The organism is Vibrio sp. ArtGut-C1 (assembly GCF_002105475.1).
Taxonomy (GTDB): Bacteria; Pseudomonadota; Gammaproteobacteria; order Enterobacterales; family Vibrionaceae; genus Vibrio; species Vibrio diabolicus.
This window is the reverse complement of sequence record NZ_NCTH01000004.1, coordinates 148,091-160,698: the sequence shown is the minus strand read 5'-3', so window position 1 is coordinate 160,698 and position 12,608 is coordinate 148,091. Positions and strand designations below refer to the sequence as shown.

Here is a 12,608-nt window from a genome sequence, read left to right as displayed (position 1 = left end):
GCGCAATTAGATCATCCTAAGCCGCAATCTTTTGGCCTAAGTTGGAACTCTTCAATCGATCCAATTTCTTGCCCTAAGTGGATGCGCGGAGCGTCCGAATGCGATTGCCCTTGAGAGTGCATGACCAATCGGTTTGCCGTGCGAGGTTTCAACTCATTAACGACAAAGCGAATCATGTCTGCTCGGGTCAATTTCTTCAGTTCAGCAAGTACCTTGTCACGTTGGTTAAACTCGGTGTCTTTGTTTCCTATTGCAACCCAAAGACGTTGAGCACGACCTCGCAGTGTGGTGTCCGGCGTCGCTATTTGATTCCACAAGCCGCGCTTACTGCTATGCCACTGGTAATCGTTCAGTTCTAACAGCACCATATAAAAGGCATTTAAGAACTCATCGATTGAGGTAACCAGCTCGGCAGGCGCAGCATTGGGTGACTGCACATAAAGCACAATACCTGGATGACGATTAAGTGGCATATTGCCAGTGCCCACCATGTAACCTAATTGCTGTTTTGTGCGGATCTCGTGGAAAAATGTTGCCGACATGAGATGGTTCGCCAATGAGTATAGAGCAATGCTACGAGGCTCAATATCCTCACACTGGTGATAAATAACGACCGCCGAATCTTGCTGGTTACAATGTACTTCACGTTGAAAACTGCCGTTTTTTCCCAGCATGATGAGTGGGCGGAGCGCCTCTTCATAACGCTGCTCTTTTACTCTTAGGGCATCCTTTAAGGTTGTCGCCATGTCATGCGCTTGTTGACGCTGCCAATCTCCGTAAACAAACATTTCAACGTGCAGCTCTGCAAGAATTGATTCTACGAATACCGAGAGTTCATCGACTTCGATTTCTTCTAGCGCTTCGACTAAGGTTGCGAAAGGCGGGTTATTGGGTTGAAGTAGCCCTGTAAGTGCGTTAAACAGCTGCGAAATAGGACGATCTTGTGAAGCATTTCTCCAGTTACGTAACAGTTGCTGCTTGATGGTTTCAAAGCGTGCAGGGCTGAAATCTCGAGAAGCAAAACGGTGCAGGATCATTTCCAACAATTGAGGCAGTTTTTGGCTGAACCCTGAGAGGGTTAAGGTCACGCCACCTTGGTGAGCGTACATGTTGTAACCCATCCCTGCGATTTCAGCTTGATAGGTTTCTTTTGCTAGTGAGTCGAGGAACATCTCGACACATAGGCGAGTTTTGACAATGTTCTTCGGTGATGCAACAGCATGAGAGCTGTCGATAGCGACATATACAACACCTTTTGGCACGCGAAATTCATCATCTTGTAAATGCCAAAGTCGGAAGCCTTCGAGATCTTCAATTAACTCTGGTAGTGAACCACCATTTTCGAACGGCATGGGATCGAGATCGTAGCAAATATAAGGGTTCTTTTCTGGTAAGACGAACTGCCAGCTTGGATCGATTTGTTGATAGAAGCGGCGTTGTTCATCACTAAAAGGCGTGACGGAATACGGAGTAAAGTACCATTCGGCAGTACGGTTGTATTCCAGTCCTTTTGCAATCAGGGTTACGCGGACATTATCGATGGTTAAGTATTGCAGCAACGAACGCTGCAGTTGTTCATCATAGCCCGCCATTTTGTAGTCGCCATAAATGGTATCGTCTGGCTGATAATGCTGCATATTGATAACAAGATGGCTAACCAAATCCATTGGTCGAGATGGTTCCTGGAAACGAAACGCCGACTCAAGCACCGCTTGTTTTTCGAGATAGCGCCATTCATCTAGGCCGTCTTGTTTGATCATCGAGAGGTATTGAAAAACCGCTTGGATGATGTCGTCAACGTGGTTGAGACCCTGTGGGGTGAGTGTGCAGCTAACCGTAAAATCTCGATAGTTGCTACCACTTGCGCCGCCTCCCGCAGAAAGCGACGTAATCCAGCCCTCATTTTTTAGCTGGAGCATTAAGCTGCCTTCGCCTTCATAGCCGAGTAAATGCGCGAAGTAAGAGAGCGGTTTAACGCCGTAGTGATTATCCATTCCTGGCATTGGGAAGGTGAGAATGAGTTTTCGAAATTCTTTGATTGGTTCAACTTGAACTAAAATCCCGGTACTTTCTTTGGTGCTAATGGGGACATCAATCGATTTTCCACGAAGGTGGTGATTTGGGATATTGGCAAACATGGCTTCTACCCACGCTTGCTGAGCATCGAGCGACTGCGGCCCAAAGAGCGTCAACGTCATGAGATCGGCAGAGTATTGAGAGTGGTGAAACTCGACAATTTCGTCGCGGATGGATTTACCATCTCGGTCACCTAATGTATCTAGGTTGCCGACTGAGAACTTAGAGAAAGGGTGATCTGGATTGATGACTTCTTTATTGACTTGATACAGGCGGCGAGAATCGTCATTAAGTTTGAGTTTGTATTCGGAGTCGACAGCCTGGCGTTCTTTGTCTAAAGCTTCTTCGTTAAACAATGGTGCGGTAAAGAATTGGCTAAATCGATCTAAGGCATTTTCAAAGGCATTCGGAGTAACATCAAAAAAGAAACAAGTGTGCTCAGTACCCGTCCAAGCGTTATTTGTTCCTCCATGCTGGCTAATATAGCTTTGAAACTCGCCCACTTTAGGGTATTTTTCCGTACCCAAAAAAAGCATATGTTCTAAATAGTGTGCCAGACCTTGGCGATCGTTTGGGTCGTCGAAGTGTCCAACGTTCACTGCTAGAGCAGCTGCTGACTGTTGAGCTGTCTCGGAATGAATCAGCAGTACACGCAGATCATTGCTCAAGGTAATGTAGCGGTATTGATTTGAATCGTTAGGACTTAGATGCACGATGCGTCTCCAGATTTCGCATTACAGTAATTATGAGCCCCTAGCTAGGGGGCGCAAAGTTTGCGTTTCGACAAATACTGCTTGCCGTATTTTTGTTATTCGTAGACTTCTGCACAGGCCCATCGCGTTTGCGTATGGGGAAGAACTGTTTGAATGAATGCTCTGAACTCATAGCACAGTTAAATACTGTGATGAACTGAGTACATTCTTTTTAATAGATTGTTAAGAAAGTCGCTATCTTTAGCAAGCGAATTGGTATAATGAACAGATAATTATATCAGTATTTTTGTTTCGTCATTATTAAAGTTAGCCCCGTCTATCTAATAAAGATAGCAGTCAACCTTTTGGTAGCGTTAGCTATCCCTAGGAAATAACATGAAAATATTCATCATGCGTCACGGCGAAGCCGAGCATTTTGCAGATTCAGACGCAGCACGACAATTGACCCCAAGAGGCAGAGTCGAATCAGAAGCGGTTGCGAGAGCCTGTAAAGAACAAGGTTTTGCGCAATTCGATAAAGTGTTGGTGAGTCCGTACATTAGAGCTCAACAAACTTGGCAAGAGATCAGCGAGTATTTTGCTGCAAAAAGCATCGAAACTTGTGAAGATATTACACCTTACGGCCAATCTGAGCATGTATTTGATTTTGCAAGTGCATTGATTGAAGTGGAAAAACTAGACTCGCTTCTGCTTGTCTCTCACTTGCCTTTGGTTGGTTATCTCACTTCAGAGTTTGTAAAAGACATGGCACCACCGATGTTTCCTACATCAGGTCTAGTGTGTATTGAATACGATCTACAAACGCAAAACGGCGAAGTGCTGTGGCATATTACGCCATAAGCGTCGAAACCAAATAAGCATTTAAACATTAGATATAGAATGAATAAAGGCAGGAAATTTCCTGCCTTTTTGTTTAATTGCTTCTACAGTGAGCTAGTTACTTTTCTGGAATCGAGAGCAAAACTAACAACGCACCATCACCGCCGAATTCTAGTGGCGCTTGGTGGAAAGCCATTACGTCTGGGTGTTGTGCTAACCAAAGTGGCGCTTTCTGTTTCAGGATGTGTTTACCAATGCCATGTTGCACACACGCACAGTGAATCTCGTTTTTGACGCAGTAGGCGATCATCGCACCAAGTTCGCGTTTAGCTTCTTGTTGTGTCATGCCGTGCATATCGAGGAATACGTCCGGTACATACACGCCGCGACGTAGACGTTTAACTTCATAAGTGGAGACGTCGTCACGAGCATAACGAGTTGGGCCTTCTTCATTTAAGAGAGGGACAAACTCGTCGGAGAAGTAAAACTCAGAATCACTCGCTTCACGGTTGGAGCGCTTGATTTCTTTTTGCTTAGTATTTTTTTTTGGTTGCTGGATTATGGTATCCTGTCGCAACTTTTTTACGCCCTGTACTGCTTCCTGAAACAAGGCGAAATCGTCATCGTGTTCGGTGTCTTTTTTGCTCATTAGGTAAACAATTTCATTAATAAACTTTTATTGGCAGTATTGTAGCGCTTTTCGGAGGCAATTTTGGATAAGATTTTTGTAGAAGAAGCGGTATCGGAGCTGCATACCCTTCAAGATATGATTCGTTGGACGGTAAGCCGCTTTAACGCAGCGAACCTGTTTTACGGTCATGGTACTGATAATGCGTGGGATGAAGCGGTTCAGCTTATCCTGCCAACCTTATACTTGCCGATTGATGTGCCTCCGCACGTATTAAACTCTCGCCTAACGACCAGCGAGCGTCTGCGTATTGTTGAGCGTGTAGTAAAACGTATCAATGAACGTACACCAACTGCATACCTAACCAACAAAGCTTGGTTCTGCGGTCTTGAGTTCTTCGTTGACGAGCGTGTACTCGTGCCACGTTCTCCAATTGGTGAGTTGATTCAAGCTGAATTCCAACCTTGGTTGGTGGAAGAGCCTACGCGCATCATGGACCTATGTACGGGTTCTGGTTGTATCGCGATTGCTTGTGCGCACGCTTTTCCTGAAGCTGAAGTGGATGCGATCGACATCTCTACAGATGCTCTACAAGTGGCTGAGCAAAACGTACAAGATCATGGTATGGAGCAGCAAGTGTTCCCAATTCGCTCTGACTTGTTCCGCGACTTACCAAAAGAGAAGTACAACTTGATCGTGTCTAACCCACCATATGTGGATGAAGAAGACATGAACAGCCTGCCAGACGAGTTCACACACGAACCTGAGCTTGGTTTAGCAGCCGGTACGGATGGCCTAAAACTTGTGCGTCGTATTCTTGCAAACGCACCAGACTACCTAACAGATAACGGCATTCTTATCTGTGAAGTTGGCAACTCAATGATTCATATGATGGAACAGTACCCAGAGATTCCGTTCACTTGGATTGAGTTTGAGAACGGCGGTCACGGCGTATTCATGCTAACGCGTGACCAGCTGGTTGAGTGTGCAGAAGAGTTTAAACTGTACAAAGACTAATAGGGTCTTGCACTAAATGTCAAAACACCGAGCTTTATGCTCGGTGTTTTTTTATGCATACCTCGCCGATATTAACTCTTTACATCAAAACGTAATAAAGCCACTATGAATCCACGAAGAATTGGAAAGCAGTTGCGCTCTGGTTTGAGAGGGCGTAGCGATAAAAACTTGAGGAAGTAATGGCAGGAAACAGTATCGGACAACATTTCCGAGTGACGACATTCGGGGAAAGTCACGGTATCGCACTGGGATGTATCGTAGACGGATGTCCTCCGGGGTTAGAAATTACAGAAGCAGATCTGCAAATCGATCTCGACCGCCGTCGTCCAGGCACATCACGTTACACCACACAACGTCGTGAACCGGATGAAGTTAAAATTCTTTCTGGTGTTTTTGAAGGCAAAACCACAGGCACATCGATCGGTTTGCTAATTGAAAACACCGATCAGCGCTCAAAAGATTACTCGGACATCAAAGATAAATTCCGTCCGGGTCATGCTGATTATACTTACCACCAAAAGTATGGCATCCGTGACTATCGAGGCGGCGGCCGTTCGTCTGCTCGTGAAACCGCAATGCGTGTGGCGGCGGGTGCAATCGCGAAGAAATACTTGAAAGATGAGTTTGGTGTTGAGATTCGCGCGTATTTATCACAAATGGGTGATGTTTCTATCGACAAGGTAGATTGGAACGAAATCGAAAACAACGCGTTCTTTTGCCCAGATGTGGACAAAGTAGAAGCGTTTGACCAACTTATCCGTGACCTGAAAAAAGAAGGCGACTCAATTGGCGCGAAAATTCAGGTTGTGGCAACTAACGTGCCTGTTGGTCTTGGTGAACCTGTATTTGACCGTCTGGATGCCGACATTGCGCACGCGCTAATGAGCATTAATGCGGTGAAAGGCGTTGAGATTGGTGATGGCTTTGATGTGGTAAACCAAAAAGGCAGTCAACACCGTGATACGCTTGCTCCTGAAGGTTTTGGCAGTAATCACGCGGGCGGTATTCTTGGCGGTATCTCAACTGGTCAAGACATTGTGGCTAACATTGCGCTTAAGCCAACATCAAGCATCACAGTTCCGGGTGAGACCATCACAAAAGAAGGTGAGCCAACTCAGTTGATCACCAAAGGCCGTCATGATCCTTGTGTGGGTATTCGTGCCGTACCAATAGCTGAAGCGATGCTAGCGATTGTGGTGATGGATCATTTGCTGCGTCATCGTGGTCAGAACCATGGCGTAACAACTGAAACACCGAAGATTTAAGCTTAAAAATAAGCTTGATAAAGAGACAAAAGGCTGCTCAATGGGCAGCCTTTTTAATGTGTTTTCATTACGCGTTTAGATAAGTTAATGGAGTGAGCCTTCCGTTTCCAAATTGAAAGAAGGGAGACGCCACTTAAAACGTACCGCAGCCATACGCAGCATATAACCGGTGATCAGCGTAATGATAGTGGCTGTTACATCGGGAATATTAAATTCTAATAGCGCTAAGTACATTCCTGATGCGATAAGAGCGACAGAAGCGTAAAGTTCTTCATGCAGTACCAACGGTGTTTGGCGACAGATTAAGTCGCGGAGTAGACCACCGAATACACCCGTTACTAGCGCTGAAACCATACAAATTCCAGGGTGTAAGCCCATGCCCATCGCAATCTTAGTTCCGATGATGCTGAACACGATCAAACCTAACGCATCAAGGCGGATGAATAGACCTTTTAGCTTAATCACCCATTTAGCTAAGCCTGTGGTAAGTACACCCGCAACACACGTGATTGCTAGGAACTCTGGGTTTTTTACCCAACCAAGAGGGTAGTGCCCCAGTAAAATGTCACGTACGGTGCCACCACCAATGGCCGTTGCACTGGCCACCAACATAACACCAAACCAGTCCATTTTTCTTCTACCAGCACTCAACGCACCTGTCATGGCTTCAGCCGTGATACCAATGATATACAACACACTTAGCAACATAGGGAGACACTCAACGTAAAAAGTTACTACGTTCTACATGAATCATCGTAGGCGCAGCAACAATACTTACAAAAGGTTTTATCATTCTTAAAAAGTGATTAAAACCAGCAACATGCCTGTAATCAAACCGCTTAAAAAACAGCAGTTTGAGCAGCATCAAAATAAGGCGAGAGTGTAGTAGCAAATGAGTACGCTGACGAATGAGAAATTATATGGAGAAAGCGATGTTCAGATAAATTCAACTAATAACCAAAACTGTGGGAGCATCTTTACCTAATAGATAAAAACAGCGACAATACCCAGCGCATGTCAAACTGAAGTACAAACTCGACGATGACCCACGAATACCAAGACCTTATTACCATTTTTAATGACACCTTTTTAGACCAATTTAATACGAAATTGGAGTTAGGTGGTGATGAGCCTATTTATCTTCCTGCTGATGATGAACATCCTCATCATCGGATTATTTTTGCTCGGGGTTTTTATGCCTCCGCATTACACGAAATCTCGCATTGGTGTGTGGCAGGGCCAGAGCGTCGTTTGCTGGAAGATTTTGGCTATTGGTATGAACCCGATGGGCGCACGGCAGAAGTTCAAGCGGAGTTTGAGAAAGTTGAAGTGCGTCCGCAAGCTTATGAATGGATTCTGGCACAAAGTGCTGGCTTCCCTTTTACGGTGAGTTGTGACAATCTACACGGCGATTTTGAACCAGATAGGCTCGGCTTTATGCAGAAAGTGCATAAAGAAGTGTTGGATATTTTGGAAGCTGGCTTGCCTTTGCGAGTGAGAATGCTTTCGGATGCTCTGCGTGCGTTTTACCAAACCAAGCCGCTGGAAGCGTCAGACTTTTGTGTTAAATAACCTCAAATAACCTCAGAGATACACCATGATTATTGAATTTGAAGAAAAACTACTGGAACTGATTGATGCTCGAATTGAAACAGCATCTGACGATGAATTGTTTGCTGGTGGTTATCTACGTGGTCACATCTCTTTGTCTGCGGCATCTTGTGAAGAAGAAGGCATTAGCGATATTACTGAACTGAAGTCACGCATTGAGAGCAGTTTGGAAGACGCTCGTACCGAATTAAGCCCAGCTGATCGCGCGATCGTCAGTGATTTGTGGCAAGAACTGCAGGCTCAGGCTTAATCTCCGAACGTCGTTCTCCGTTTATTAGTCCAATTCATTTACTACTTCGAAAAATTCGAACCTCTCCATAAAATTTTTGTGGTTGTAGCGAAACTGTTCAACTTTTATTCTGGTTAGCATGAAACGTGAACAAAGGATTACAACCATGAAAATTGTCGCATTTGGTGCTTCTACCAGCTCTACCTCAATCAATAAACTACTTGCTACTTACGCAGCAAACCAAGTCGAAGACGCTCAAGTGAACGTTTTAGACTTAAACAATTATCAAGTACCGATGTTTAGCGAAGACAAAGAGAAAGAAATTGGTCAAGCTGAAGGTGCTGTCGCATTTTTACGTGATTTGGCTGAGGCTGACGCTATTGTTGTTTCCTTCGCAGAGCATAACGGCTCATACCCAGCAGCGTATAAAAACCTGTTTGATTGGGCGACGCGCATTGAGCGCAACGTATTTCAAAACAAGCCGGTCGTTTACTTAGCAACTTCTCCTGGCCCGGGTGGCGCACAGAGCGTTCTTGCGGCGGCAACAGGTTCCGCGCAATTTTTCGGAGCAGATGTGAAAGCATCGCTATCTGTGCCGAGCTTCTACGAGAACTTTGATGTGGAGTCTGGTGAGGCGGTAAATCCGGAAGTAGCAGAGCAAGTGAAACAGGCAATTGCACAGCTGAAGTAATTTCAACACGAGTGACTTAATGAGTTAGCGATTCCCGACACATACCTGCGTCGGGAATGTAAACGAGAGAATACTCTTACAGCTCAGTAATGGCTTTGCCTTTTCTTAGTTTACGAACCCACATTCGACTTGGATGAAGTTCGGTCAATACATCAACAGGTAATGGCAGCGGGTCTCCACAGATTTGCGAGGCCAACACTTCAGCTAACAATGGTGCAGAGCTCAGCCCACGAGATCCTAAACCTAAGAAGCAGAATAAGTTAGTGAACTGATGAACGGTTTCTACCTCTTCTGCTTTTTGATTTTGTAAGTTGGCGTATTGCGTTTTTATCGTCTCAAAGTCACCCACATTTCCGACAAATGGTAAGTGATCTCGGCTCACGCAGCGAATACCTTGGCGAGATCGATTGCCCCTGATATCTACCTCTTTTGGCCATTCTTGGTTCGGTACGCACTTAACTAACTTTTCTGCGTTATCCTTCTGAGCGTTTTCATCAAATTCGTAGTCTAGGTGACTGCGATCGTAGCTCGCGCCTATGCACAGGTGCTGATTGTTTGGGTTAACAGGCGTCATGTAGCCGTCGTAACACAATACCGTTTTCAATTGACTCAGCGTTTCGGTTGCCGGAGCATGACTGACTTGCCCTTTCACCTGTCCCATCGGCAGGGAAGCGGTTTGGCTCAATGTCTGGAACTCATGACCATTCGCAATCACAACGGTTGAGTGCTCAAATGTTTGACCATTGACCGTTAGTGTCCAAAGCTGATGCTCTTCATCCCAGTTTAATGCTTCAACGTGATGTTCAAACTTCGTTGAGAGTAACGATGTCTGTTTTAATTGTTTGATTAACCCACGCGTTAGCTCGGCAGGGCACAACCACCCTCCCATTGGGTAGTGCACAGACGACATATCGATAGGTAATCCGATAGTATTCGCAGTTTCCTCGGCGGACAGTTTTTGAATCAATTCAGAAGGAAAATTACCCGCAAGCATCTTTTCCAGCTTATCAGCAGATTTTTCATCCCACATTAGCTGAGTTACACCACACCAATCGTGAGCGAATGTAACCGACTCCGCAGCTTGTTCAATAAATTGTCTTGCAAACAAAAATGCAGGTGCAAACACACGCGAAACACCAGTATGAGGACCGTTCAACAATGGATACACGGCCCCTTGACGATTACCCGACGCTCCTTCGGCTGGTTGAGTGTCTTTGCAGTAAAGCGTGACGTTTTGGCCACGACGAACCAACGTTTTCGCTAACGCCGCGCTGGCAATACCGCCTCCGATTATGGCAATCGAATCAAGATTGCTGGACGCCGTGCGATTGAACCACGGAAGATAGTTCGACTGCTTTTCGCGTTGTTCCATCGAACCTGCGATCATTTCACGCTTGGTGCCAAAGCCTTTGACTTTTTTCATTGCAAAGCCTGCTTCGTTCAATCCTCGACGCACAAAGCCCGCTGCGGTAAAAGTGGCAACTGTACAGTCTTGCTTGGCTAACTTAGCCATGTTGTTGAACAGATTTTGGTTCCACATCTCTGGGTTTTTGCTTGGCGCGAATCCATCTAAGAACCAAGCGTCAATCAGTCCTTGTTCGCCATAAGGCACTTGCGGCATGCAGTCTTTGATGTCACCAAACCAAAGGTCGAGTGTGATTGCGCCGTCTTCTAAAATAATGCGATGACATTCCGGCACGGCGGCAGGGTAGTGCTTTTGTAACTTTTCCGCGTACTCAGCTAGCTCAGGCCAAGCTTCATGCGCCTTCTTTAAATCCGCTTGGCTTAGCGGATATTTTTCAAAGCTAATAAAATGCAGCTCTTTCAATGTTGCGTCTGGATGCTGGCGACGAAACTCACTAAACCACTGGCATACTGCTAAGAAGTTTAATCCCGTGCCAAATCCTGTTTCACCAATGACAAAACGTCTTTGGTCAAATTCCTGCCATCTTTCTGGGAGATGATTTTGTTTTAAGAAAACGTAGCGTGTCTCTTCAAGACCGTTTACGTTAGAGAAGTAAACATCATCAAATTGGTCTGAAACCGGAGTACCAGCTTCGTTCCAACCAAGTTCTGCGTTTTTTATTGAAGTCATAATGGTGCAAATTTGTGATTTGGCGCGGTAAGAATGGGGCGATTGTACGAATTTATGGGAAAGCTGACCACTTTTGTTGACTATCTTAGTTATCATCTAGCGGATTTTTGAATTATAGGAATGTCATAATGAAACGAGTCGTAATCACCGGTATGGGTATTGTTTCAAGTATCGGTAACAACGTCGAAGAAGTTCTAGCGTCTCTTAAAGCGGGCAAATCTGGCATCACTGCATCTGAGCAGTTCAAAGAACACGGTCTTCGTTCGCAAGTATGGGGTGACCTAAAAATCAACCCGGCGGAACACATCGACCGTAAGCAAATGCGCTTTATGGGTGATGCGGCTGCTTATGCATACCTATCAATGGAGCAGGCAATCGCAGACGCTGGTCTTACAGAGGATCAGGTTTCAAACGATCGTACCGGTATCGTTGCGGGTTCTGGCGGTGCTTCTGCATATAACCAAACGGTAGCGACAGACACGATGCGCGCAAAAGGTGTAAAACGAGTTGGCCCTTACATGGTTCCTCGTACTATGTCTTCTACGGTTTCCGCTTGTCTTGCTACGCCATTTAAGATTCGTGGTGTGAACTACTCAATGAGCTCTGCATGTGCTACTTCTGCACACTGTATCGGTCACGCGATGGAGCTTATTCAACTTGGTAAACAAGACATTGTTTTTGCTGGTGGCGGTGAAGAGCTTGATTGGTCTCAAACCATGATGTTTGACGCCATGGGTGCGCTGTCAACGAAATACAACGACACTCCAGACAAAGCATCTCGTACGTATGATGCGGACCGTGATGGTTTCGTTATCTCTGGTGGTGGCGGCATGCTGGTTATCGAAGAACTTGAGCACGCTCTAGCACGTGGCGCGAAAATCTACGGTGAGATCGTAGGTTACGGTGCGACTTCAGATGGCTATGACATGGTAGCACCATCAGGTGAAGGCGCGATCCGTTGTATGAAGATGGCGATGCAAGACGTTGACGGTGTGGATTACATCAACACGCACGGCACGTCGACACCAGTTGGTGACGTGAAAGAGCTTGGTGCGATCCAACAATTGTTTGGTGAGAACAGCCCAGCAATCTCTGCAACAAAAGCAATGACTGGTCACGCACTAGGCGCCGCTGGTGTGCACGAAGCGATTTACTCTACACTTATGCTAGACAAAAACTTCATTGCTCCAAGCATCAATATTGAAAACTTGGACGAAGCAGCTCAAGGTCTGGACATCGTGACAGAAGCACGTGATGCAGAGTTAACAACCGTAATGTCAAACAGCTTTGGCTTTGGCGGCACAAACGCAACTTTGGTTATTAAAAAGTACCAAGGTTAACTGAATTTGTTGGCGCGCCACGTGAGTGAGAACAGCGTCAACAATCCAGTTTCCAGAGCTTGATCAGTCACACTGATCGAACAGACGCAGACTCTATCCCATGGAGAGCGGGATAGGATCCTTT

General features: G+C 45.7%; 11 protein-coding genes. 7 read left to right on the top strand and 4 right to left on the bottom strand.

Annotation, left to right across the window (positions count from 1 at the left end):
* Positions 1 to 11: 11 nt before the first annotated feature.
* Positions 12 to 2,789 (bottom strand): insulinase family protein, encoded by a 2,778-nt coding sequence (locus B7360_RS05250; protein WP_085342873.1) that lies wholly within the window; start codon positions 2,787 to 2,789, stop codon positions 12 to 14.
* Positions 2,790 to 3,164: 375 nt separating this feature from the next.
* Between B7360_RS05250 and sixA the strand changes: the two genes are divergently transcribed.
* A complete protein-coding gene (gene sixA, locus B7360_RS05245) occupies positions 3,165 to 3,629 on the top strand; it encodes a phosphohistidine phosphatase SixA (RefSeq protein ID WP_005397904.1) in 465 nt (154 codons plus the stop codon).
* Positions 3,630 to 3,726: 97 nt separating this feature from the next.
* On the opposite strand, the gene smrB is transcribed toward sixA, so the two are convergent.
* Positions 3,727 to 4,257: an endonuclease SmrB gene (gene smrB, locus B7360_RS05240; RefSeq protein WP_012841540.1), complete on the bottom strand. Its 531-nt coding sequence runs from the start codon at positions 4,255 to 4,257 to the stop codon at positions 3,727 to 3,729.
* Positions 4,258 to 4,320: 63 nt separating this feature from the next.
* On the opposite strand from smrB, the gene prmB reads away from it, so the two are divergent.
* Entirely contained in the window at positions 4,321 to 5,253 is a 933-nt protein-coding gene (gene prmB, locus B7360_RS05235; RefSeq protein ID WP_005380541.1) for a 50S ribosomal protein L3 N(5)-glutamine methyltransferase, read from the top strand.
* A gap of 179 nt (positions 5,254 to 5,432) precedes the next feature.
* Complete coding sequence (aroC, locus tag B7360_RS05230) at positions 5,433 to 6,518, top strand: chorismate synthase (RefSeq protein ID WP_005397911.1); 1,086 nt, start codon at positions 5,433 to 5,435, stop codon at positions 6,516 to 6,518.
* An 84-nt stretch (positions 6,519 to 6,602) separates the two neighbouring features.
* On the opposite strand, the gene B7360_RS05225 is transcribed toward aroC, so the two are convergent.
* Positions 6,603 to 7,226, bottom strand: a complete 624-nt coding sequence (locus B7360_RS05225; protein ID WP_005397913.1) for a trimeric intracellular cation channel family protein — start codon at positions 7,224 to 7,226, stop codon at positions 6,603 to 6,605.
* 333 nt (positions 7,227 to 7,559) lie between these two features.
* Between B7360_RS05225 and B7360_RS05220 the strand changes: the two genes are divergently transcribed.
* The 3 genes from B7360_RS05220 to B7360_RS05210 all read left to right on the top strand — a co-directional run bounded on the left by B7360_RS05220 (position 7,560) and on the right by B7360_RS05210 (position 9,049).
* On the top strand, positions 7,560 to 8,090 hold the full coding sequence (locus B7360_RS05220) for an elongation factor P hydroxylase (protein ID WP_085342872.1): 531 nt from the start codon (positions 7,560 to 7,562) through the stop codon (positions 8,088 to 8,090).
* Positions 8,091 to 8,115: 25 nt separating this feature from the next.
* Entirely contained in the window at positions 8,116 to 8,379 is a 264-nt protein-coding gene (locus tag B7360_RS05215; RefSeq protein ID WP_005397926.1) for a YfcL family protein, read from the top strand.
* 145 nt (positions 8,380 to 8,524) lie between these two features.
* Positions 8,525 to 9,049, top strand: a complete 525-nt coding sequence (locus B7360_RS05210) for an NADPH-dependent FMN reductase (RefSeq protein ID WP_053808780.1) — start codon at positions 8,525 to 8,527, stop codon at positions 9,047 to 9,049.
* A 76-nt stretch (positions 9,050 to 9,125) separates the two neighbouring features.
* Here the strand turns inward: B7360_RS05210 and mnmC are convergent, their stop codons facing one another.
* A complete protein-coding gene (gene mnmC / locus B7360_RS05205; protein WP_085342871.1) occupies positions 9,126 to 11,144 on the bottom strand; it encodes a bifunctional tRNA (5-methylaminomethyl-2-thiouridine)(34)-methyltransferase MnmD/FAD-dependent 5-carboxymethylaminomethyl-2-thiouridine(34) oxidoreductase MnmC in 2,019 nt (672 codons plus the stop codon).
* A 128-nt stretch (positions 11,145 to 11,272) separates the two neighbouring features.
* Here mnmC and fabB point away from each other — a divergent pair, with 128 nt between their 5' ends.
* Positions 11,273 to 12,484: a beta-ketoacyl-ACP synthase I gene (gene fabB / locus B7360_RS05200; protein ID WP_006741726.1), complete on the top strand. Its 1,212-nt coding sequence runs from the start codon at positions 11,273 to 11,275 to the stop codon at positions 12,482 to 12,484.
* Positions 12,485 to 12,608: the final 124 nt, after the last annotated feature.